The 22,792-nt window shown below is 68.4% G+C and carries 22 protein-coding genes and 1 pseudogene; 12 read left to right on the forward strand and 11 right to left on the reverse strand.

Annotated elements, in window-relative coordinates; all coding sequences use genetic code 11:
- Positions 1-7: 7 nt before the first annotated feature.
- From ACZ4S3_RS30320 to ACZ4S3_RS30340, 5 genes are all read left to right on the forward strand, one after another.
- Positions 8-943, forward strand: coding sequence for an oxidoreductase (locus tag ACZ4S3_RS30320; RefSeq protein ID WP_467939744.1), 936 nt, complete (start codon positions 8-10; stop codon positions 941-943).
- 402 nt (positions 944-1,345) lie between these two features.
- Positions 1,346-1,921, forward strand: coding sequence for a GNAT family N-acetyltransferase (locus tag ACZ4S3_RS30325; RefSeq protein WP_467939746.1), 576 nt, complete (start codon positions 1,346-1,348; stop codon positions 1,919-1,921).
- A gap of 279 nt (positions 1,922-2,200) precedes the next feature.
- Positions 2,201-2,638 carry an Rrf2 family transcriptional regulator gene (locus tag ACZ4S3_RS30330; RefSeq protein ID WP_467939748.1) on the forward strand — a complete coding sequence of 146 codons (438 nt, stop codon included), beginning with the start codon at positions 2,201-2,203 and terminating at the stop codon, positions 2,636-2,638.
- Positions 2,639-2,811: 173 nt separating this feature from the next.
- Positions 2,812-3,816, forward strand: coding sequence for a quinone oxidoreductase family protein (locus tag ACZ4S3_RS30335; protein ID WP_467939750.1), 1,005 nt, complete (start codon positions 2,812-2,814; stop codon positions 3,814-3,816).
- Between the two features lie 6 nt (positions 3,817-3,822).
- Entirely contained in the window at positions 3,823-4,326 is a 504-nt protein-coding gene (locus ACZ4S3_RS30340; RefSeq protein WP_467939752.1) for a GNAT family N-acetyltransferase, read from the forward strand.
- A 357-nt stretch (positions 4,327-4,683) separates the two neighbouring features.
- Here the strand turns inward: ACZ4S3_RS30340 and ACZ4S3_RS30345 are convergent, their stop codons facing one another.
- Positions 4,684-5,721: a quinone oxidoreductase family protein gene (locus ACZ4S3_RS30345; RefSeq protein ID WP_467939754.1), complete on the reverse strand. Its 1,038-nt coding sequence runs from the start codon at positions 5,719-5,721 to the stop codon at positions 4,684-4,686.
- Positions 5,722-5,814: 93 nt separating this feature from the next.
- On the opposite strand from ACZ4S3_RS30345, the gene ACZ4S3_RS30350 reads away from it, so the two are divergent.
- Positions 5,815-6,144, forward strand: a complete 330-nt coding sequence (locus tag ACZ4S3_RS30350) for an ArsR/SmtB family transcription factor (RefSeq protein WP_467939756.1) — start codon at positions 5,815-5,817, stop codon at positions 6,142-6,144.
- Positions 6,145-6,204: 60 nt separating this feature from the next.
- Complete coding sequence (locus ACZ4S3_RS30355) at positions 6,205-6,702, forward strand: GNAT family N-acetyltransferase (RefSeq protein WP_467939758.1); 498 nt, start codon at positions 6,205-6,207, stop codon at positions 6,700-6,702.
- A 764-nt stretch (positions 6,703-7,466) separates the two neighbouring features.
- Here ACZ4S3_RS30355 and ACZ4S3_RS30360 read toward each other — a convergent pair.
- Positions 7,467-7,979, reverse strand: a complete 513-nt coding sequence (locus ACZ4S3_RS30360; protein WP_467939760.1) for a hypothetical protein — start codon at positions 7,977-7,979, stop codon at positions 7,467-7,469.
- Between the two features lie 102 nt (positions 7,980-8,081).
- A complete protein-coding gene (locus tag ACZ4S3_RS30365; protein ID WP_467939762.1) occupies positions 8,082-8,561 on the reverse strand; it encodes an SAM-dependent methyltransferase in 480 nt (159 codons plus the stop codon).
- A gap of 312 nt (positions 8,562-8,873) precedes the next feature.
- Here ACZ4S3_RS30365 and ACZ4S3_RS30370 point away from each other — a divergent pair, with 312 nt between their 5' ends.
- Positions 8,874-9,719, forward strand: coding sequence for an NAD(P)H-binding protein (locus tag ACZ4S3_RS30370; RefSeq protein ID WP_467939764.1), 846 nt, complete (start codon positions 8,874-8,876; stop codon positions 9,717-9,719).
- Between the two features lie 1,574 nt (positions 9,720-11,293).
- Positions 11,294-11,671, forward strand: a complete 378-nt coding sequence (locus tag ACZ4S3_RS30375) for a hypothetical protein (RefSeq protein ID WP_467939766.1) — start codon at positions 11,294-11,296, stop codon at positions 11,669-11,671.
- Between the two features lie 77 nt (positions 11,672-11,748).
- Here the strand turns inward: ACZ4S3_RS30375 and ACZ4S3_RS30380 are convergent, their stop codons facing one another.
- On the reverse strand, positions 11,749-13,095 hold the full coding sequence (locus tag ACZ4S3_RS30380; protein ID WP_467939768.1) for an aminotransferase-like domain-containing protein: 1,347 nt from the start codon (positions 13,093-13,095) through the stop codon (positions 11,749-11,751).
- Between the two features lie 100 nt (positions 13,096-13,195).
- Here ACZ4S3_RS30380 and yczE point away from each other — a divergent pair, with 100 nt between their 5' ends.
- A complete protein-coding gene (yczE, locus tag ACZ4S3_RS30385; protein WP_467939770.1) occupies positions 13,196-13,930 on the forward strand; it encodes a membrane protein YczE in 735 nt (244 codons plus the stop codon).
- A gap of 251 nt (positions 13,931-14,181) precedes the next feature.
- On the opposite strand, the gene ACZ4S3_RS30390 is transcribed toward yczE, so the two are convergent.
- Positions 14,182-14,958, reverse strand: coding sequence for a LysR family substrate-binding domain-containing protein (locus tag ACZ4S3_RS30390; RefSeq protein WP_467939772.1), 777 nt, complete (start codon positions 14,956-14,958; stop codon positions 14,182-14,184).
- 57 nt (positions 14,959-15,015) lie between these two features.
- Between ACZ4S3_RS30390 and ACZ4S3_RS30395 the strand changes: the two genes are divergently transcribed.
- Positions 15,016-15,420 carry a DUF5997 family protein gene (locus ACZ4S3_RS30395; protein WP_467939774.1) on the forward strand — a complete coding sequence of 135 codons (405 nt, stop codon included), beginning with the start codon at positions 15,016-15,018 and terminating at the stop codon, positions 15,418-15,420.
- Between the two features lie 305 nt (positions 15,421-15,725).
- Here ACZ4S3_RS30395 and ACZ4S3_RS30400 read toward each other — a convergent pair whose 3' ends face one another.
- The 4 genes from ACZ4S3_RS30400 to ACZ4S3_RS30415 form a co-directional block, all read right to left on the reverse strand.
- Positions 15,726-16,154, reverse strand: a complete 429-nt coding sequence (locus ACZ4S3_RS30400) for a TIGR03668 family PPOX class F420-dependent oxidoreductase (RefSeq protein ID WP_467939776.1) — start codon at positions 16,152-16,154, stop codon at positions 15,726-15,728.
- Between the two features lie 16 nt (positions 16,155-16,170).
- Positions 16,171-16,995: an LLM class F420-dependent oxidoreductase gene (locus ACZ4S3_RS30405; protein WP_467939778.1), complete on the reverse strand. Its 825-nt coding sequence runs from the start codon at positions 16,993-16,995 to the stop codon at positions 16,171-16,173.
- 559 nt (positions 16,996-17,554) lie between these two features.
- Positions 17,555-18,982 (reverse strand): oxygenase MpaB family protein, encoded by a 1,428-nt coding sequence (locus ACZ4S3_RS30410; RefSeq protein WP_467939780.1) that lies wholly within the window; start codon positions 18,980-18,982, stop codon positions 17,555-17,557.
- A 226-nt stretch (positions 18,983-19,208) separates the two neighbouring features.
- Complete coding sequence (locus ACZ4S3_RS30415; protein WP_467939782.1) at positions 19,209-20,033, reverse strand: SDR family NAD(P)-dependent oxidoreductase; 825 nt, start codon at positions 20,031-20,033, stop codon at positions 19,209-19,211.
- A gap of 53 nt (positions 20,034-20,086) precedes the next feature.
- Here ACZ4S3_RS30415 and ACZ4S3_RS30420 point away from each other — a divergent pair, with 53 nt between their 5' ends.
- Positions 20,087-20,938, forward strand: a complete 852-nt coding sequence (locus ACZ4S3_RS30420; protein WP_467939784.1) for a helix-turn-helix transcriptional regulator — start codon at positions 20,087-20,089, stop codon at positions 20,936-20,938.
- A gap of 512 nt (positions 20,939-21,450) precedes the next feature.
- On the opposite strand, the pseudogene ACZ4S3_RS30425 reads toward ACZ4S3_RS30420, so the two are convergent.
- A pseudogene (locus ACZ4S3_RS30425) lies at positions 21,451-21,575 on the reverse strand (IS5/IS1182 family transposase); the annotation flags it as partial.
- Positions 21,576-21,752: 177 nt separating this feature from the next.
- A complete protein-coding gene (locus tag ACZ4S3_RS30430) occupies positions 21,753-22,571 on the reverse strand; it encodes a lipase family protein (RefSeq protein ID WP_467939786.1) in 819 nt (272 codons plus the stop codon).
- Positions 22,572-22,792: the final 221 nt, after the last annotated feature.

Below are 22,792 nucleotides of genomic sequence, written 5' to 3' on the forward strand. Positions count from 1 at the left end.
GTGCCACATGACGAAGCAGCAGCGCTGGAATGCCGAACAGATTCCGGACCAGAGCAAGCGGGTGTTCGTCGTCACCGGGGCCAACAGCGGTCTCGGCCTGGCGACCACTCGGGCGCTCGTCCACCGGGGCGGGCACGTGATCCTTGCGGTACGCGACGAGGAGAAGGGCCACCGGGCGGTCGCAGAGATCACCGCTGAGCAGCCGGGTGCCAGCCTTGAGGTGCGCCACCTCGACCTGGCCGATCTCGACTCGGTCCAGGCTTTCGCCGATCGGCTGCATGCCGACCATCCGCGGCTCGATGTGCTCGTCAACAACGCCGGCGTGATGGCGCCGCCTCGATCACTGAGCGCGCAGGGCCATGAGTTGCAGTTCGCCTGCAATCATCTCGGCCACTTCGCGCTCACCGGGTTGCTGCTCGACCTGCTGGCGGACGGGAATGACCCCCGTGTGGTCACGGTGAGTTCTACCAACCATCGGCAGGGGCGCCTCTTCTTCGATGACCTCACCGGCGAGCGCAAGTACTCGCCCATGGCTTTCTACAATCAGTCGAAGTTCGCCAATGCCGTCTTCGGATGGGAGCTCCACCGGCGGCTGACCGAGGTCGGCAGCCCAGTGCGCAGCTTGCTCGCACATCCCGGCTATACCGCAACCAACCTGCAGACGAGCGCGCCGGTCGGCATGGTGAAGGTGCTGTTCGGCCGCATCCTCACCCCGCTCGCCCAGTCCCCGGAACAGGGTGTGCTGCCACAGCTGTACGCGGCGACCGACCCGAATGTGGAGGGCGGTCAGTTCATCGGCCCGGATGGCCTGGCCGAGCTACGCGGTGGGCCGACGCGCGTACAGCTGTCCGCCGCGGCGGCCGAGGCCGAGACCGGCCGCCGTCTGTGGGATGTGTCGGAACAATTGACCGACGTGCGGTTCGTGTTCCCGACCCCTGTCTGAAGAGGAAACGGCTTGGTTTGCCGTTGCCGGATCACGCCGGCTTGGGTGGGATGGTGAAGGTAACGCTGCGGCCGACCACTTGGGCGAAGGTCGCGATGCGCAGGAACTCGGTTGTCTACTGCAAGGTGCGGCGTGCGTTGAGCTGTGCAAATCGTTTCCTCCGACAGCGGGCCGCCAGGCTGACTGGCAGGCCCACAACGTCGCCGAGCCGTCCGTCATCTTCACCCTTCAGCTCGTCAGCTATGTCTCTTGCCCTCCCTGAACTATGGATGTGCCGCAGTCCGTGGGAGCGGACGTACGGGCTGGTGCTGTGACCGGGGCGGCTCGCGGGGATGCTGCCGGAACGCGCAGGTGGGCGTGCGAAGATCCGGGGACCGCGCACGACCGCTGAGGAGGACGAGAGTGTTCGCGATATCTCTGGGTGACGGAGCTGAGCTGCGGCCGCTGGAACCCTGGCAGGCCGAGGAGTTCCTGGCCCACATGGACCGCGGCCGCGAATACATCGGCCAGCACGTAGGGCTCCCCGACGTCGCAGCCGACCTCGACTCCGCGCGGAGCTGGCTCCAGTCGTACGCCGACAAGACCGCTGCCGACGCCGGCCGGCTCTACGGCATCTGGCTCGACGGGCTCCTCGTCGGCGGCGTGCTCTTCAGGGTCTTCGACGCGGCTGCCGGCAACTGCGAGGCCGGCTGTTGGCTGGAGCCGGCCGCCGCTGGACGCGGCCTGGTTACCCGGGCGGTACGCGTGATCATCGACTGGGCGATCCGGGAACGCGGAATGCACCGTGTGGAGTGGCTGGTGTCCTCCAAGAACACACCGAGCATCAACGTGGCCAAACGGCTCGGCATGAGCCGCGACGGAGTCCAGCGCGAGAACCACCTCTACCGGGGCGTACGGCAGGACACCGAGATCTGGTCGGTGCTCGCATCCGAGTGGCGTTCCGCTCACCCCGACGGACCTTCCCGGTCACAGCGCTAGCGGGACGGACCTTGGGCGTCGGTGGTGCGTGGGTAGACGTGGTCGATGTTGGTGTGCCGAGGTTGACGGCTGAGCTCCAACGGGCTTGCTCCGCATCGAGCTGAGTGAGATTGCCGTTTGAGACCGCCAGACCACCGTACCTGGACTGCGCCTCCTGGCGACGGGAGCGCCAATCCGCCGTGAGCCGTCGGCTCGGCAATCGCCAACCGGCCAGGAGAGTTCCGTCCTTGACGGTTTCAGATGTAACTGAAAATGTTCTCTCAAGGGGGGTGATGGCCGATGGCCGCAAACAGCAGGCTCACCGTCGCTGTCCATGTCCTGGTCTGGATGGCGTTGGTGCGCGGGCGAGGTCGGGATCTGGTGACTTCGGAGCAGGCCGCCGACAGCGTGAACACCAATCCGGTCGTCATCCGGCGCAGTCTCGGCGCGCTGCGCCAGGCTGGGTTGGTCGAGGTCCGCCACGGTGCCGGCGCGGGCTGGCGGCTGGCTCGCGAGCCGGATTCGATCACCTTGCTGGAGGTTCACCAGGCGGTCGAGGCCGAGTCGCTGTTCGGCCTGCACCGAAGTGAGCCGAACCCGCGGTGTCCGGTGGGTGCGGGCATCCAGCCCGCGCTGCGGCAGGTGTACGCCGAGGCCGAGGAGGCGGCGCGGAACGCCCTCGACCGGACGACGATCGGGGACGTACTGCGAGAGACGCTGGCCACCCGGCGGGCGTAGCCCTCCCCGGCCGACCGACAGATCCACAGACCAGCCGACCGACGGGCCAGTAGGCGGACGGGCCGACGGACTGGCGGACTGGCGGACCGACGGACCGACGGACACCTGCCGCCCTTTGCGGCCATTGATGTAACAAGAATTGTTCTCTTTGGGGAAGAGAAGGGAAGAGTCCAGTGCAGGGAATCCAGTACCGAGAGCACGGAACGTACGACAGGCTGCGCCTGGTCGAGATGGAGGTTCCCGAACCGGCGCCCGGTCAGGCGCTGGTCCGCGTGACCATCGGCACGGTGAGTCCGCTGGACAACACCGTGCGCGCGGGCCTCATGTCACCGTCACTGCGCAAACCGCTCCCGATCATTCCGGGCGGAGCCGCCGTCGGCGTGGTGGTTGATGCGGGAGCCGGCGGCTTGCCCAAGGGAACCCGCGTAGCGATCCACGGACAGGGCCGCGGCCTCAGCACGGACGGCACCTGGCGGGAGTACGTCGCCGAGTCCCCGGAAGCGCTCACCCCCCTGCCCGACGAGGTCACCGACCGGCAGATGGCCGCGATGCTCGCCGGTGCCGGACACTCCACCGCCTATCTCGCACTCACCGAACTGGTCGGCTTCCGGCCCGGCCAGAGCATCCTGGCACCGGGCATCGGAGGTGCCGTCGGTATGGGAGCCGCCCAAGTCGCCGCGCAGTTGGGCGCCTCGCAAGTGATCTCCACGGCCAGCCGTACCGAAAAGGCCGAGCAGGCCCGAGCGGCCGGCTGCGACAACGTCATCGACCTGTCGAAGGAGTCCCTGCGCGACGGCGTGGCGCGGCTCACCGAGGGCAGGGGCGTGGATGTCGTCCTCGACGGCGTCGCCGGACCACTCCTCGGCGACGCAGTTGCCTCCCTGGCCCACGGCGGCAATTACGTTGCCGTCGGCTACTCCGGCGGCACCCGTGGCACGGTCGACGTAACCGACCTCATCTGGAAGACCGCCCGCGTCCATGGCTACAAGTTCGACATGTTCCCGGACGCAGTGGTGCGCGCCGCACGGCAGACACTCGTCGACTGGCTGGCCGAGAAGCGGTTCGAGCCCCTTGTCGCACAGACATTCCCTCTAGCCGCGGCGGCCGAGGCGCAGCGCCACCTGATGGAGGACAGGCCTTTCGGACGGGTCCTTCTGACCATCGGCAGCAAGGACTGAACGACAGTGATCACCACGGAACGCCTCCGGCTGCGCCCACTCACCGGCGCCGACGCCGACTGGTGGGTACGCCTCCACACCGACACCGAGGTCAACCGATTCGTCGGCGGCTACTCCCACGAGCAGGCAGCGGCGCGCCTGCGCGACATCCAGCAGCAGTGGGCCCAGCGCGGCCACGGTCTGTGCGCCGTCGAGCTGATCAGCACCGGAGAGGTGGTGGGACGCTGCGGCCTGAACTGGTGGGAGCAGTTCGGCGAGACCGAGATCGGCTGGACCTTCGCCCGTGCGCACTGGGGACGGGGCTATGCCACGGAAGCCGCCCAAGCCGTTCTCACCTGGGGCTTCGGTCCCCTGGGGCTCAAGCAGATCACCGCCATGATCCACCACGGCAACACGGCCTCAACTGCCGTCGCCCGCCGCCTCGGATTCACCCCTCTCCGCGAGGACATCGTCCTCGGCCGCCGCTGCACCGTCCACGCACTGGCCCGGAACGACTTCGGCACCCGCTGAAGGCCAGGCGCCGCACGGGAAGCACCCACAGCGAGGAAGACGCCGACGTGGATGCGCTGCTCTGGTGGTGGGGTGGGCCCCACGAGGGCACGGCACGCGTGGCCCACGCCTGCCGTGAACTGTCTCCCTCGACCCCACAGCCATCACCTCCACCACCCGCATACGCGGCTACGGCCGGCTTGCCCTCGGCACTCCGGGCATAGGACACGAAGACCTCGATGTGTTGGTGATGCAGTCAGCCACGTTGGTGATGCAGTCACGTTGATGATGCAGTCACGCGGACACTGTCGACGCCTCGCTTCCGGGGTTGGCGTATACTCTCGCCGGCCTCACCTCCGACTGCGGCCCGGACAGGCCCTACGCTCCGACGCGCAGAAGCAGCTTGCCGGTGCTGGCGCGACTGCCCATCAGGCGGTGCGCTTCGGCTGCATCATCGAGGAGGAACTCGGCCGTGACGGGGAGTTCCACCGTTCCTTCGGCGACCGCGCGGAAGGCTCGTCCGGCGAGGTCTCTCAGTGCGTCCGGTGCCGTCTGGGCCAGGGAGAGGACAGAAAATCCGGAGACGGAACGGCCCATGGGGTACAGCTCGGGCTGACCTACCTGCCAGGGTGCCGCGGAACTTGCGTTTCCGAAGGAGACAAGGCGGCCGAAGACGGCGAGGGTTTCCATGCTCTGCCGGAAGGTGTCGCCACCGACCGGGTCCAGGGCGAGGTCGACGCCTCGTCCGCCCGTGGCACGGCGCACGTCCTCGGCGAAGCCGGATTCCGAGCCGGAACCGGAGTCCGAGCCCGAGTCGGCACCGGAACCGGAGCCCGAGCCGGAACTGACGAACACCTTGTCGTAGCCGTACTTGAGCGCGTGTCCGGCCTTCGCGGCATCGGAGACCACGCCGTACACGGCACCCGCGCCGGCCGCCTTCGCCAACTGGCCCGCGACCGTGCCGATCGCGCCCGCCGCCCCCTGCACCAGCACCGTCTCGCCCGCCCGGAGACGGCCCACCTCGTGCAGCAGGGCGTGTGCGGTCGGCAGCACCGTGGGCACCGTTGCCGCGACGCGCAGATTTACGCCCTGTGGGAGCGCGAAGACGGTCACTGCGTCGGCGATGGCGACCTCCGCGTAGGCGCCGCCCCCCGTGAGCGCGGTCACCTCCTGTCCTGGCCGTAGTCCCTCAACACCCGTACCGACAGCACGAATTCGGCCGGAAACCTCCAGCCCCGGCCGGAACGGGAGTGACGGGACGCGGTAGCCCTCGGCACGCGCCTTGAGGTCGGCGAAATTCACGCCGGCGTATGCGACATCGATACTCACCTGCCCGGGGCCCGGCTCAGGAGTGTCAGCCTGAACGACCTTGAGGACCTCCGGACCGCCGTACTCCTGGAACTCGATCGCACGCATGGCAGTACGCACCTCTCCACTAGTGTTCAACGAAAAGCGAACACCCGGAGTGTACGATGTGCATCGAACACTCGGCAAGGGGGTACGAGACGCATGCCAGACCGCAGCAGCCACCGGGCCGCCCCTGTGCACACCCACCCCGAGGACGTTCCCCTCCAGACCGCGCTGGCCGCGCTGGCCGACCCCGTACGGCTGCAGCTCGTACGCGATTTGGCGGGATCCGCCGATTGGTCGCGCGGCTGCGGCAGCTTCGACGCGCCCGTCGGCAAAGCGGCACTCAGCCACCACTTCACGGTGCTGCGCGCCGCAGGCCTGGTTGAGCAGCGCGACCAGGGCCCCAAACGCCTCAACCGGCTCAGGCGCGAGGAGTTCGACGCCCGCTTCCCTGGGCTGCTCGACCTGGTCCTGCGTGAGGAGCCCTGAGGTGAGCACCTGCTTCTCGTCGGCCTGCGGTCGTGCCCTTCGCAAGGCGGAGTCCGAGCGGTGATCGAGCTACGGGTTCTGGGCCAGGACGACTGGCGCGTGTGGCGTGAACTGCGGCTGGCCGCGCTCGCCGGGGCTCCCCAAGCGTTCGGATCGACGCCGGCGGAATGGCAGGGCGAGGGCGATCGCGAGGAACGCTGGCGGGGCCGCCTGGGGATTCCCGGTTCGTACAATGTCGTCGCAGTTCTCGATGGCCGGCCGGCCGGGATGGTCAGCGGCGTCCCGGCTCAGGAATCGGGCACTGTCGAGCTGATCTCCATGTGGGTCAGCCCCGCGTCCCGAGGCCGGGGCGTGGGAGACCGCTTGATCGGGGAGGTCGAGCGGTGGGCTCTGCAGCAACGAACCAGGACCTTGCGGCTGTCGGTGATGCCGGACAACACTGCGGCGATCGCGCTGTACGAGCGTCACGGCTTCACAGCCGCCGAAGAGATGGGGAATCTGCTGCCTGACGGCAAACGCACGGAAGTGATCCTGGCGAAGGCCCTGGGCCCGGCTTGACGCCGTCGCCATCGTTGTCGCCGTCACCACGCCGTCACCAGCGCCAGCGCCATCGCCGGTCAGGCAAACCGCACGAACTGCCTCCTCTGCCGCCGGCCGTTGGCCCCGCCGGGTGAGAGAGGCCGGACCGGCTCGATGCGTCGGCACGGACTTCGCCACGGACTTCCTCCAGACGAGCCGCGGATCCGCCCTCACCTCCAACAAGCAGTGCCCGTTGCCCGGCCGCTCTTGAAGGCGAGTCGGAAAGTCAGCTGTCGCTTGCGTGCCCGGCTAAGGCCTGTCCCGTTGAACGCAATGTGGCATGTCACGCAGGCGTAGTGCGGCTTGTAGGGTTTCTCGGCGTAGAAGCACATGGCGCGCCCGTACCTGGCGCGTGACCGGGGTGGGCCTCGCCCATGACTGGACGGCGCCAACCACCAGCGCTGGCTTCGAACGATCCATCGCCCATTACCGAGGCAAGTCGCCCTCCCGGAGCAGCCATGCGCCGTTTTCCTGCACGTGCGCCTCACACGCTGCACCTTCTGACCGAAGCCGACGGGGAATTCGGACGCTCCGCCCACCGGCCTCCTCCAGCTCATATGGAATGTATGTCGTGGGCGTTGCTGCGTTACTCAGTACCAACCAGACCAACTCCCCATTCACCGGGTGAACTTAGTGGCTCCGCCGGTAGGTGAGGACAACCACGGGAGGGCTGGTGCAACTGGCTCAGCTGCCGATTTTCTGGAGCGTCCGCCAGGCGGGCACCGTTGGCGGCGATCCGTGCGTCAGCCGCGGAGCCAGGGGTAGGTGGGATCCTCGGTGATCTTCACCTGTTGCGGGGCATCTCGGGGGAAGGTCCAGATACGGCCTGCGGTGCTGGTGGCAGTCACCGAGGTCGCGTCCAAGGTGACCTCGGTGAACGGGTTGGAGGAGCAGGAGACTGCCAGCCACTCCAAGGTGCCTTCGTCGTCGTCCCGGGTCAGTGCGACCCAGCCGATACTCCCGTGGTCCAGTGCCTCGCCGCTCAGGGCACGGCTTCCGAGGTAGGTGTACGAGGCGTGTGTACAGTCGATGTCCATCCAGTCGCTGGGGGTCCACGCGGTGGCCCGTAGGAGCTCCCACCACTGCCAGTCCTCGGCCCGGGGGTCATCCCGTCGGTCGTGCGGGGAGAACCGCATGAGCTCCATCACTGACAGCGAGCCGTCGGAGAACACGATGAAGTCTCCGTAGGGCGCCTCGCGGGCACTCCAACGTTCATGTACCTGGCCAGTGTTGGGTATCGCGTCGGAGGAACTCACGTCCACCATGATGACAGCGAGGGCGGATTGCCGAGCGGATGGCGTCAGGACGGTAAGGGGTTCTGATCCCGTTCCTCGCGACAGGAACGACGCCACACTCCTTCAGTAGTACCGGCGCATGATCTCGATGGCCCAGTCGGGCTGACTGGTGGCGCCGAGGGGGCCGAACTCGGCCATGTACGGCTTGATATCGAGTACGGGACTGCCGTCGACCGCGTCGAGGCCCTGCACGTGCACATCGAGTCCGTCCGTGCGCAGCAGGCGGCAGCGGGAGACGCCGATCCGGTTGGGGCGGTTCTTGCCGCGCTGGGCGAAAATGCCCACCAGCGGCCAGTCGGTGTTGCCGCGCGGATGACGCGCCCCGGTCTCGATCTTCTCTGTCGGCACCCGGTCGAAGTGATAAACGATCTCCAGGTGCGAGAAGCCGTCCAGTCCGGCCAGCGCGTCCGGTCCGAACTGCGCGGCGTCCAGCCGGATGACGGCGGATACCTCGCCCCAGTCATCGTCGCGGACCTCGCCCCGCCCACCGACCACACGGGCGATCGGACGCGAGACCACCTCGGCCGTACTGATCTCGGACATGTGCTGCGCCTTTCGTGAAAGCGGCCCGCACACCTACACGAGGTAGCGCAGAGGGACGGCATGACTGGAAGAGCACGGGAAGCACTGCTCGGGAGAGTGCTTTCCTCACCGTATCGACCGGCCGGGGCCACAGGACCTCGACGGGCAGACTGTCGAACAGGCGGCGGCCGGCACCACGCGGATGTCCGGATCGCCGTCGTGCCAGAAGGGGCCGCTCACCTGGGCATTGCCGGATGTGCTGGCGCCCGCGGCTCGAGCCGTGTGGTCCCGGCAGGACGGAATATTTCGCGTACGGCCAAGGCTGACCTGATCATGAGCGAGATTCTTGTGACCGGCGCGACCGGCAATGTCGGACGGCAAGTTGTAGTTCGGCTCCTGGCCGAAGGCGCGGCTGTGCGCGGATTGGCGCGTGATCCCGAATCGGCCGGGCTACCGGAGGAAGTCAAGGTCGTGGGCGGAGATCTGTCCGAGCAGGACACCCTGGAGGGGGCGCTGGCGGGGAGCGACACAGTGTTCCTGATCTGGCCTTTCCTTACGGCCGAGGGCGCGCCCGCCGTGCTGGAGGCGATTGCGAGACATGCCCGTCGCCTCGTCTATCTCTCATCATCGGGTGTGAACGAGGACGCCGAGCGGCAGACCGACCCGATCAACCAGCTCCACGCCGACATGGAGCGCCTGATCGAAAAATCCGGTCTGGAGTGGACCATTCTGCGGTCGAACACCATTGCCTCCAACGCGCGAGGGTGGGCCGAGCAGATCCGCGCCACGCACATCGTTCGCGGACCTGACATCGCCGCCACGGCGGTGATCCACGAGCGCGATATCGCGGCCGTGGCGGTACATGCGCTGACCGACGACGGGCATGCAGGCGCGAAGCACGTCCTGACCGGCCCGCAGGTACTCAGCAGGGGCGAGCAGGTGCGCACGATCGGGGAAGCGATCGGCCGCCCCACGCGCTTCGAGAAGGTCCCCGTAGAGGTCGCACGACAGCAGATGCTCGCTGACGGCAGGCCACCCGCTCTCGTCGAAGCCTTGTTGGCCAGCGCTGAAAAGCGATCCGAATCGAACCTGATCACCTCCACGGTGGAAGAGATCACTGGTGCGCCGGCACGCACGTTCCGCTCGTGGGCGGAGGAGCACGCGGACGATTTCCGCTAGGTTCGCCCGGCCCGAGCCCGTCCAGAGCCCGACCCGAGACGGTCCTCGAGCTGGGTCGCTGCTCACCTGATATTCGCCGGACGTCTGGCCGGCCTCGGTCTGATCATGTGCATCGACCAAGGACACACTTGGCCAGACCGAGGCCGTGGAAGTGAGTGTGTGGCAACGGGAGGAGAAGCGGGAGGCTTTCGCGTCGCAGTCACGCTTACGGGCGGACTTCTCCGACTGTCTGCCCGGAGGCGGGGATGCGGTGTTCGAGCCGGCTGATGCCCTGTTGTGTACCGATGAGCCGGTACCGGCCCTCTGGACACTTGTTGACCTGGCACTCACATCAGAACACACCGCGGCCGCGGCGCGTTGTACGCCGAACATCGGGGGCTCTTTGGTGCCGCGCAAGGCAGGCACCCGAGTGCCGCGCATCACCAGCATTACGGCCGCGTAGATGCTCCCACGTGGGTGCGCCACGCCCCCCACACCCTGCTTGAACGCGCAGCTGGCCGCCCCCGCGTGGCGCCTGGGCGGGGCCCGCGGCAGGCTCGTGAGGCCCGGCCGCGATCGCACCGGCCATTCGTTCGGACGCCGTACCCTTGCGCCCTGCCCTTACGCCTTACGCCCTACCCGAACGCGGACGTCGCGTGGGACGACGTACGAGAGACCTGGGCTCCTGCGTCCCCTGCGTCTCCTGCAGAAATGGGGGATGGCACCGTTACTCGGTCATGTAGGTAGTTCTCGGCGACACCGGTTGCGGCGGTAGAGGCGTACTCGGACGTCACGTGTTGCCGTTGGGCCGCAGATCCGTGTCCCTGCCGGTGACTCCAGCTCGGCGCGTGGGGTGCGGATGCCGTCAATTGGGCTGCGGCCTCTCGGAGTTCAGCGAGCACATCGCCGTGCTCTGCAACCAGAGCTTCGTAGATCGGCGTATTGCTCGTCGTTATCCCAGCGGCGTTCATATCGGACGTCTCTCCCCCGTTGTTGTTTTGGTGTGCCACGGCGTGGCCTCATCGTGTCTACCACGGAATCCGCTCAAGGCTCGCGCTCATCTCACGTGTCAATGTACGTGGATCGGTCATGGGCGCGTCAACGGCACCCGACTTGGGGGTCGTTGTTGATGGCCGTTGCTGATTGCCATGTCCGTGAGAGCTTGGGCATGTGCCCACCGGGTGAAGAGGTTCGGGAGGCACGGTTCGGGTAGAGCGAGCGAATCCTGTCGCAGCGCCGGAGGTGTAAGCCTCGTCACTCCGCATAGCCGCAGTGGCGATGCTGACGCAATCGCCCCCATCCCATGACCGAGACACGCCTCTTGACGACGACGGCCGTGGCCACACCAGAGCCGAGCCGGCGAGCGATTTGGCCCAGCTCGATGGCGACGGGGGGCAGTGCGGCTGAGATGGGACAGCCAACAGCCGTCCATGTCGGGAGTCTCTCCGAAGGCCAGGTGAGGAGCACGCACCTACCGCGCCCCCCTGCGCGACTGTCCGGCAGCGCCCCGCTACCGTTACGCCGTCGACGACACAGACACACGGGGGACAACAGTGGCCAGCGCGAGCGACGAGACGTCTGCAGCGAACGGAACCGTGGGCACGCTGCCCACTGTCGTGAAGGCCGGGGCGACCATGGCCCTGCTCGCGGCGCTGGCAGCGATCGCCCTCGCTTTCCTACCCGTATCGGCAACGATCCGGGACACGGACTCCTATGATCCCCACGGCACTGAGGAAGTGGTCTGCGGATCAGTCCTGATGCCTTCAGGGGACGATGCCTTGGCCGACAACACGCCCGCCGCTCCAGCGTGCAGCTCCGCGAGGGTTCAGCGAGCGGGATGGTCCGGCGTAACCCTCGCCGGCTCCATCGTCGTCCTCGTCTTTTCGCTGCTCATCGGGGACGGCATGTCCCGCGGCCTCGATGCGGAATCGCCAGAGTCACGGCGTTCGCCCGACCGGAACCCTGCCGAGTAGCTCCGTTCCGTCTCTCGTCGAGGAAAGGTGAAGTGAGTCGAGGAAAGGTGAAGTGAACGGGGCGGGACGGAACCCTCTCAGGCGACCCAGTGCGGTCGCCGGGCAGTGGACGAGAGCGAGAGGCCATCGGTGAGGGCGGCGGCCATGCGGTGGACGGCCTCGCGCAGGGTTTCGGGAGATGTTGTGTAGGGGATGCGGAGCCGTTGCTCGAAAATCCCCGGGTCGGTGGCGAAGTAGGCGCCGCTCTCGATCCGTACCCCGTGGTCCAATGCTCGCTCGGCCAGTGCCGAGGCGACGGGCTCGCCCAGGTCAACCCACAGCGACAGACCGCCGGGTGGCAGTTGCCAGGTCCACTGCGGGATGTGCTCGGCCAGGGCCGCGGCCAGAGCGGCGCGCTGCCGGCGCATTTGCTCCAGGCGGGGCGGCAGTAGTTCCCCAGCCCGGCCCAGCAGGGCGAGGGCCAGGAGTTGGTCCAGGACCGAGCCGCCCATGTCGTTGGCGACTCGCTGACCGGCGAGTTCGGTGACGAGCCGCGTGGGCGCGCGCAGCCAGCCAATGCGCAGCCCGCCCCAGTGAGTGTGGAAGTCGGGGATCAGATAGGCCAGTTGGGGCACCACCTGGCGCAAGGTCGATTCGATGATCTCGACATCCCAGCCGGCATCGGTGCCGGCACCGCTATCGGTACCGCAATTGGTACCGGTACCGGATCCGGCGGCCGTAACAGGGACCGAGACGGTACGCAGCCGAGCGCGGCGCATGGCGTCCAGAGCGTTCGGGTAGGACGGATTCTCGACCATGACCCGGTCGCCGGGGCGGCACAACAGCCCTATGACGAGCGTGAGGGCGTGCTGAGCGCCGGAGGTCACCAGGATCTGTTCGGGCATGGTGGTCAGGCCCCGCTCGGTGAAGCGCTCGGCGATGGCGGCGCGCAGTTCCGGCAGGCCGTAGGGGTGGTAGCCGGGAGTGTGGGCGTGCTCGGCCAGTTGAGGGGTGACTTGGGCAAGGGCGTCGATGAGCGTTTGCTCCGGCAGTCCGGGTGCGGCTCTGGCCAGGTCGATCGCGGTGTCCTGGGGCCCGAGGAGCCGTGTGATGCCGTTGGGAGTACGGCCCTCGGGCAAGGTCGTCCAGGTACCGGAGCCCTGACGGCTGTGCGCGTAGCCGCTCTCGCGCAGCAGGTCGTACACGGCGGTGATGGTGGTCCTGCTGGTGTTGAGGGCGGCGGCCAGTTCCCGTTCGGCGGGGAGTTTGACGTGCAAGGCGATGCGACCGTCCAGGATCAGCGTGCTGATCGCCTGGGCCAGGTGGCGGTAGGCGGGTCTCGCTCCTGCCGGGTCGGGGAGCATCGCGGCAAGCTGCCTGCTTCCCAGGGTCCGGTCGGCGCGCCCCACCCTGGCCACGGGCTGGAACGGATTCGTCTCAGCCATACCATTCTCCCGGGATTGGCCGTGTTATCTGGGCCAATCACTCTACAGAGTTGCCTTATTGGCCTTGAAGGCGCATGCGTACACCAGGAGGCAACCAAACGTGCCGCAGGACATCACAGAGATCACAGAGAGCACAGAGAATCGGCTCACGGCCTCCCTCAGGAGCCAGGCCCCGCCCCCGCTCACCTACGTCTCCCTCGGTGAGCGTCCGCTGCGACGCCTGCCCCAACTGTTCATCGGCCTCGCCCTGTACGGATTCAGTCTCTCGGTCATGATCCGGGCCTCACTGGGCGTCACCCCCTGGAGCGTCCTGAACGAGGGCCTGGAGAACCACACGTTCCTGAGCTTCGGCACGATCACCGCCGCCGTGGGTGCTTTCGTGCTGCTGTTGTGGATCCCCCTGAAGCAGAATCCGAAGTTCGGCACCGTCGCCAACATCGTCGTCCTGGCCTTCTCATCCGACCTCGGTCTCTGGCTCATCCCCCAGCACCTCGGACTTCCCGCCCGGGTCGGCCTCCTCATCGGTGGTGCCGTCCTCAACGGATTGTCTGTCGCCGTCTACGTCGGCGCGCGCTTCGGGCCCGGCCCCCGAGACGGGCTGATGACCGGCACGTCCGCCGCAACCGGGCGTTCCATCCGGCTGGTTCGCACCTTGATCGAGATCACCGTGCTCGCCGTGGGCTGGCTGCTGGGTGGGACCGTGGGTGTCGGCACCGTGCTGTACGCACTCACGGTCGGCCCGATCACCCAGTTCTTCATGCCCTGGTTCGCCTACAGGAGCTCCGCCGAACGCGCGGGTGACGCAGCGCTGCCTGGGGAGGTGGAAGCCGAATGAAGCGATCGAGGTCCGAGAGGGGCGTGCTGCCCTGGGGCCCCGAGACCCCTCACGTCTTGAAGCCCGAACATGACGAACGGCTGGGCTGGCGCGCCAAGTTCGAAGGGCCCTGCACAACACCCCAAGTACCCGTTGTGGGAACACACCCCGGCGACGGCGACCGCGTTCGTGACCCGGCCAGCCGACGCGGAGCCTCGCGCCGTCTGGTTCTGTGGGCGCCACCAGGAGCACACGGCTGCGCGCCGCCGGGGCTACGACCGACGACGAGGCTTGCCGCGCTTGCCGCCCTGGGAGCCGCCGGAACCGCTCCGTGGACTCTTAGGGCTCTTGCCGGTCGACTTGCCGGCTGCGGGCTTCCGCCGTGCGCCGCCTGTCTCGGGGCGCTTGCCCTTCGGCTGTGCCGGGGTCGGGTCCGGGCGTCGCCCTCGTGAACTGTTGACGGTCCGCCCGCGGACGATCCCGATGAAGTCCTCCACCAGATCGGTGGTCGCGTCCTGCGGCCACGACAGCGCGACGCGCGACGCGGGCGCATCCGAGACCGGCCGGTACGTGAGGTCCTTGCGGTGATGCAGACGGGCGAGCGACTGCGGGACGACGAGGAGTCCCACTCCCGCCGCCACGAGTTCGATGGCGTCCGCCGTCGTGGCGGGGCGCTCGAGCGCGGGCCGTCCCGGCCTGTGTTCCCAGACGAGGGTGTCGTCGAGGGGATGCAGGACGATGTCGTCGGCAAGATCCTCTGCGGACACCTCATCGACCGCCGCCGCGACGTGGTCCTTCGGGATCACGACCACGGTGGTCTCGGTGTAGAGGGGAATCGCGCTGAGGTCCGTACGGTCGACGGGCAGCCGAACGAAACCCGCGTCGGCGCCGCCGCTCCGCAGCACGTCGAATGCTTCGGTGGCGGACACCTGGACGAGAGCCAGCGGGACGTCGGGCAGCCGCTCGTTCCAGATCCGCACCCACTTCGTGGGCGTCACTCCCGGGACGTACGCGAGCCGGAACGAAGGGGATACTTCCGAGCGTGTCACTTCACCAGGCTACCGGTCGTGGTCGGAGGTAGCGCACACGCTCGATACCCTTGACGCATGACGTCGCACCAGACCACCCAGACAATGAAGCCCGCGACCGCGGCGAAGAAGCTGGGTGTGTACCTCGAGGCCACCCCCGCCGAGTTCCAGGAGGGTGTTGTCTCGCGCACCGAATTGAACGCGCTGCAGGCCGATCCGCCCCAGTGGCTGCAGGAACTGCGCCGCAATGGCCCGCATCCCCGGCCGGTGGTCGCGGCGAAGCTGGGCATCTCCATCTCCGGCCTCGCGCGTGGTGGCATCACCGAAGCCCTCACCACGGAGCAGATCGACGCGCTGAAGAACGACAACCCCGAGTGGCTCCAGCAGGAACGCGTCACCCAGGCCGAGGTCCGCAAGGAAGCGGTGCGCATCAAGGAGAAGAACGCGGCCCGAGGCGATCAGCCCGGCGGACCGCGTTCCTGACCTCCTCCCTCGACCGCACCTGATCCGTCGACGGCGACAGCCCGAGCCACCAGCTCACGCCGTCGACGTCCTGGTCAAGGACCCGCACCCGCAATATCAGCGTGACGTCGCCGCGCCGCCGGTTGGCTGCGTCAATCGTGAGCCCGCTCCGCGCCACGGACGACCGAGCCCTATGCGAATATGTGTTCGAATTCATGATGCTGGTGGTGGCCATTGCCCGGCGAGGCAATGGCCACCACCAGCATCGCTTTCGGGATGCCCATGTCCACGGGCAGGCCGGGTGTCGATCGGATGAGAGTTGCAGGTCAGGTGGCGTGCCATCCGGACCAGCGAACCACCGAGATTTCGACCACGGGCCCTTGCGGCGGGCGGTCTGTGTACTGCCGGTACTTTCGCATCAGCAGGCTTACGTACCGCGCGGACGCCGCCGACGCCTCGGCCGGTGCCAGTACGGCGGCCGTGCCGTCCGCGCGTGCCCACCACAGGCGGTCCCAGTCCTCGTCGTAGCCGTCGACAAGGAGGCAGACCTCGGGGTGGGCTCGGATGTTGTCCAGCCGCTTGAGCTGGGCCGACCGCTTCGGCTTGTGGTCCACGGCGAAGGCAACAGTGTCACCGGAGAGGGCGAAGACCGCGGGGACCAGGTGCGGGCGGCCGGAGGCGTCAATGGTCGCGAGACGGGCGACCCGGGCCCGGGTGAAGTACTCCCGGGCCTGTCCGCTCGTCATCCGAGGCACTGCGCCACCCGACGGCTCACCGGAAGCGTGCCGCGACGCCGGCGAGCTCGTCGAGGTACGACAGCGTCTCGGCCTCCGGCATCGTCGGCAGGTAGAACAGCAGCCGTTCCACGTCGAGGTGTGTGTACTGCTCGATGATCTCGGGCTTCTTCTCCACCCCGTAGACGGTCACCGGCACGTCCCGGCCGGCGATGCTCCGCATCCGGTCGATCTGCGGCCCCAGCTCCCCGGGCGACAGGCTGTTGGCCAGCCAGGCGTCACCGAGGGCGGCCACCCGGTGGAAGGCCCCCTCGCCGCCGCCCACGTAGAGGGGCGGGTGAGGGCGCTGGACCGGCTTCGGCCAGGAGTAGACGGGGTCGAAATCGACGAATTCCCCGTGGAACTCGGCCTTGTCCTGCGTCCACAGCTCGCGCATGGCCCGCAGCCGCTCGTCCACAAGACGGCCTCGGGTGCGCGGGTTGGTGCCGTGGTTCTCCATCTCCTCCCTGTTCCAGCCGATACCGATCCCGAAGACGGCCCGCCCGCCGGAGACAAGGTCCAAGGAGGCCACCTCCTTGGCCGTGATGATCGGGTCCCGCTGGGCCACCAGCGCGATGCCGGTGCCCAGCAGGATCCGTTCGGTCACCGCAGCGGCCGCGCTGAGCGCGACGAACGGGTCGAGGGTGCGGTAGTAGATCTCCGGCAGCTCTCCGCCGCCTGGGTAGGGCGTGCGGCGGTCCACCGGGATATGGGTGTGCTCGGCGATGAGCAAGGAGTCGAGCCCTCGCTCCTCGATGGCGCGCCCGAGCGTGGCGGGCGCGATGCCCTGGTCGGTGATGAAAGTCGAGACACCGAACTTCACAGCGGCTCCCTCGGATTCCGGGTTGGGGGTTGGGGGGTGCGGGTTGGGCGGCGGGGGCGGGTTGGTGAATTTGGGGGCGCGGGTTTGCCTGGCTCGCGGCCAATGGCCAGGTACCCCGATCGACCCCGGCACAACAATTCGTGCGGCCGACCGGGCGACCGGGCGACCGGGTAACCGGGCAACCGGGCAACCGGCGATCACCGAGCAGCGCGTGCGAGGCGGGGCGGGCGCCCCGTACGTCCACGGCCCGCGACACCGGCATCGGGCCCGGCCCCGGCCGTGGCGGCGGCCGTGACCGGGGTGGCGGTGGCCACGTCCCCCGATCTGTGCCGTGAAAGGCGTACGCCCTCGTCCTACCTGGTGGTCACGGCCCGGAAGCCCGTAGGGGCGTGGAGGGTGCGTCCGACCTCGTGCCCGCGGAAACACCCCTGTCCCGCTGGCACACCGCGACCCCGTCGATGCCGGTAGGCCGATCGCTTGGCTGCCACACCTCCTGCGGCCGGCCCGCTGATCCCGCCGCCGGGCCAGGCGATCCGCCTGAGACCGCCGTCCATCTGTGTCACGGCCGCCCGAGCAGGTGGCTGCCTGCGGCTGTGTCGGTGCGAGCCGTAAAGAAGTCGATGAAGGCGCGGACGAACTCCTCCTCGGTGATCCGCCCGTCGTCGTCGACGTCCAACTGGCGGAAACCGTGGTTGAGTTCGGCCGGGTGGACGCGCGAGCCGCCGAAGACGGTGCGGTACTCGTCGGCGCACAAGTGGCCGTTGCCGTCGGTGTCCGCGGCGTGGAAGAGGGCGCGTACGGCGACGCACAGCCCCTTGTCGAGGTAGGCCGGATCGCGGTCCGCCCCCGCGAGCATCGCCGTCACGAACTCTGCACGTGCCACCCGTCCGTCGCCGTCGGTGTCCATGGTGGTGCGGATGTGCTGCCACCAGGTGTCGAAGGCGTCGTACACCTCGGCTTCCCCCTCGGGAGTGAGTTCCAGCGGCCAGCAGACGTTGTGCGCCATGGCCTGCAGGTCCGCGGCGTCGATACGGCCGTCACCGGTCTGGTCGAGGACCTGCCGGAAGAACGCGTCCAGCCGTGCCGGGCGCGAGTCGGCCCGGCGCGGGCGGCGGGGCCGGGGCACGAAGCTGGTTGGCGCGGCGGTGCTGCCTGCGGCGAGTGGCGCGGACGGTTCAGTCGGGCTGGACGTGGTGCGGTAGCGCCGCCGGTCCGGCAGCCGGGTCATCACCTGGCGCATGCCGTGGTGCAGGGTCCAGGACAGCACGGCGGCACTTCGGGAACGGCGCAGACCGAAGCGCTCGCGGAACGCAGGCGGCAGGTCGGCAACGGTCAGTGCGGACACCGCGCGGGCGACCAGCGCACGCAGCAGCGGCCAGGCGGGCCCCAGGCGCCGCAACCGCCGAGGCTGGGGAGCCTCGCGCAGCATCGCGAAGAGCAGGTAACGCGCCTCCTCCCCGTACTCCAGCGTTTCGCGGACGGTGCGTTCAACATAGGCGGGCACGTCCGCGGCGGTCGGGGGCAGTACGCCGTCGGGCAGTTTGAATTCGGCGCACACGGCGCGGAACTCGCTGTAGAGCTGGTCGAGTTCGGCGGGAGTGAACGGGTCGCCGGAAAGCTCGCGCATCGCCGTCACCGACTCGTACAGCGTCACCAGTACCCAGGCACGCACCTCCGGGTCTTCCGCCGAGAACGGCCTGCCCGTCTCGTCGGTGCCCTGGATTCGGCGGTGGGTGCGTTCCAGGCGGGCGATCTCGCGGCGCAGGCTGTCGGGGTCCGAGAAGAACAGGCGCGTGCCGCTCTCCATGGTGTGCTCGATACGGCGCCAGGGGTGGGCCCGGTAGGTGGAGTAGCGGGCGGTGCCGGCGGCGACGACGGGATGCGCGGTCTGCAGCACCAGCAGCCGCCAAGTCACCAGGGCGATGCGCCATTCGCCGAGGTTGCGGCGCAGCAGGAAGTCGGGGGCGGGACGGCCGGTAATGGTCATGCTTCTCCTGGCGTAGGCACGGCCCCGACGAGCGGACGATGCCGGGGACGCTGGTACAAGTAGCGCGGCATCGCCTGCTCATGGGCCCCATCAGCCCCAAACCACCCATTCGTGCGCCAGATCACCGCCCCGCGCAGATGGAGCCAGGTGAGATGGCTCTCGGGCGTCCGTAGGAAACTGGCCCTCCCCCCCGTGGGAGGCACCCTGCACGGACGCCCTATTCGACTCAGGCTCGCATGCCGCCGTCGACCCGAAGGACCGTGCCGGTGACGTAGGAGGAGCGGTCACTGAGGAGCCAGGCGGCGGCCTGGGCGATCTCGTCCGGATCGGCGGAACGGCCCAGCGGGGTCTGGGCGTTGAGCTGCTCAATGGTGCCGGGGGACTTCTCATCCCACTCGTGCAGCATCTCGGTGAGCGTCGTGCCGGGCGCGATGGCGTTGACGCGGATGCCCTCCGGGCCGTACGTGACGGCTGCCGACGCGGTGAGACTGTTGACTGCCCGCTTCGCCGCGCCGTATGCGGGAAGCGCGGGGTTGCCCATCAGGCTGCCGACGCTGGAGGTGTTGACGATGGCCCCGCGCTTCGCGGTGGCGCGGATGGCGGCGATCTCGGCGGTCATGGCCAGCCACGGGCCTTTGAAGTTGACGGCGCAGACATGGTCGAAATCGGCCTCCGACAGCTGATCCATCGGGCCGGGCGGCTGGCCCGTCGCGCCGTTGTTGAAGGCCACGTCGAGCCGGCCGTACAGCTCCACGGACCGGTCGACGGCGGCCCGGACGCTTGCCGGGTCGGCCAGGTCGCACAGGACATAGTCCGCGGTGCCACCGGCCGTCCGGATCTCCTCGGTCACCGCTTTGAGCTGGGCCTCCGAGCGGGCCGCGAGGAGAACCCGGGCGCCCTCCCGGGCGAACAGCCGCGCTGATGCCGCGCCGATGCCGCGACCGGCACCAGTGATAAAGGCGACCTTGCCGGCGAGCAGGCCCGAGGTCGTGGTGGACGTGATGGGTGTGTTGTTCATGCCGATGAGCCTGTGTCCGGCCGCCCCGCTCATCCAGGCACCGGCAGTACCTGGCTAGGAACCTCGGCGACCCGCACACTGGGGAGGTGGATCGACAAGAACTGGCCGGCTTCCTGCGCAGCAGGCGCGAGCGCATCACCCCCGCCGACGTGGGGTTGCCCGCCGGGCCACGCCGCCGCACCCCGGGACTGCGTCGCGAGGAGGTGGCACAGTTGGCGTTCATCTCGACCGAGTACTACACGCGACTGGAGCAGGCCCGCGCCCCGCACCCCTCCCGCGAGGTGCTGGCCCAACTCGCCCGAGCGCTACGCCTGTCGGACGCCGAGCGCGACCACCTCCACCACCTCGCCGGCACCCCGCCCGGTCCCCCTCCCGGGCCTTCGCGGGAGGTACGGCCAAGCATCGTCGACCTGCTGCAGCGGCTGCCGGAGGCCGCGGCGATCGTGTTGTCGGCGACGTACGAGGTCATTGCCTGGAACGACCTGGCTGCCGCCCTGATGGAAGACTTCTCCGCCCTGTCGCGTCGGGACCGGAACCTCATGCGACGCGCCTTCCTCGGCCCGTACCGGCACGGCCGACGGCTGTACGGCGTCTCGGACGCGGACGAGTTCGCCCGGACCTCGGCCCTGCACCTGCGCGCCGCCGCAGCTCGCTACCCCAACGACCCGGAGGTGACCAGCCTGGTCGAGGAACTCCTCGCCGGCAGCGAGGAGTTCGCCCGGCTCTGGGCCGCCCACGACGTGACCGCCCGGCCCACCCTCTGCAAGACCTTCGAGCACCCCCTCGTCGGCCCCGTCAGCGTCAACTGCGACGTCCTGGACATCGCCGACCGGGACCAGCAAGTCGTCATTTACACCGCCGCCCCCAGCTCACCGTCGGTAGAGGCACTGCGACTGCTGTCCGTCGTCGGCACGCAGCGCATGGACGTGCCTGGCTGACCTGTCTCCAGCCGTGATCGAGATGATGTGGGGCATCACTCCTGGAGCACTCGCCCGGCCGCTGGAAATCCAGCGTGATCCGCTATCCGGCCCGGCAGATGACCGAGCCGTCTGGTGCCGGATCCTTCAGGCGGGCAAGGCGCTGGGGCAGGTCCGTTGCGTCGTCGTCCTGGACAATGGTCCGCAGGTAGTAGATGGGGACGCCGGAGCGGCCTGTGCGGATGGAGGGGTCCAGGCGCCCGGGGTGAGCTCCTTGACCGGCTTCCGTCCCGCATGCTGCTCCTGGTAGGAGTCGACGGCCCTACGCAGGTGCTGCGCGGTCTCCTCGAACTGGGTGGAGGTGCCGTGTCTTGCGCGGCAGTGATCAGTTTGAGGGGGTCCAGCGGCTCCAGGCGCAGAGGGGGGTCTGGGCAGACGATGGGGTGGCCGGACAGGCTCCAGCCCCACCGGCCGCCGCCGATGTGCATCATGGCCTCGCCGAGGTAGGCCATGGCGCCTTGGAGGAAGTCTTGGGAGCCGTCGGCCGCCGTACGGAGAAGTCCAGGGCGTGCGCGCCGCGCAGCTTGGCGAGCAGGGCCTCGTGGAACCACGGCCACACCCCGGCCTCGGTCCATTCGGCCAGGCGGCGCCAGCACGATCACAGCCCACAACTCGTCGTTGAATTCCCTCGGCTTCGGCCGCGCCGCCCCGCACCCCCAGATCACCAGGCCCGGAGCAATCCAACCACCTCGAAGATCATTTCCTTAGGAGTCCAGCCCTCAGTCCGGCAGTTCTGGCGACCTCCCCCTCCCCCGTCAGCTCTGGTTCTTCTCCGTCAGCTCTGGTTCTTCTCCAGCGCTTTGATGTACGCCTTCATGAAGTGATCGCGTACGCCGTCGGAAGCCGGTGCGAGCAGGTCTGCGGTGAGGCCTTTGGCGCGGTCGAACAGGCTGCTGATCGCCGGCATGCTCTCGTGAACCTTGTTCCTGGAGTCGATGTAGCGCAGCGCGGAGACGTGGTGGAAGCCAGGCTCCGGCGGGAGCTGGGGCACGATGTCGTTGTTGTTGACGAAGCGGTACATGCGATTGGTGAAGGCCGTGTTGAACTCTTCGGCCAGGAGCCGGTCGCAGGTGCGGGGCTGGCCGAAGGTGTAGACGCCGTCGGCTGTCTGGCGCGGCTCTTCGAAGTGCAGTCGGGCTCCGGCGAGCATGGCCAGGGCGCCGCCGAGGCTGTGGCCGGTGAACCACACAGTCTGGTGGTTGTCGCGGAATTCGTCGATGGCGGTGTGGACCTGCGGCCAGACGGCGTCCAGCGCCTCGCCGAAGCCGTAGTGGATGAAGCCCGTGCCACCGGGGCCAGGGTAGGGGGGCGTGGCGGCGTCGGACAGCCAGTCACGCAGCTGTGCCGGTTCGGTGCCTCGGAAGGCGGTGATGATCATGTTCTCGCTGGCGATCGTGTACGCCTGGGTGTCCTCCAGCGGGAAAGGGGGACGGAAGGTGGTGTGGTGGTGGCGTACCCGGTCGAAGCCCCAGTCGTGGGCGGCGGCTTCGATGGTTTCTTCGTCCTTGTAGGCGAGGTCGGAGGCATGCGCCATGCACAGCGCGTGACCGAGGCTGTAGCTGGTGGTGCGGTGGTCAATGGTGGGGCTGGCCACTGCTGACTCCTGGTGAGTGGGAGGGGGGATGTGGGCGATGTAGGTAATGTGGGCAATGTGGGCAACGTGGCTGGTGTGAGCGGTGCGGGGAGGAATCAGGTCGTTTCGGCAGGTGGTGTGATCACGAAGTACACCGCTCCGCTGCACAAAGAAACGACCTGGGCGCGTGGTGCATCCCGGTGTCCGCTTAAATCACTCGTTCGTGGCCCGGCCGGCGGCAT

This window comes from Streptomyces sp. NPDC028368 (assembly GCF_055565615.1).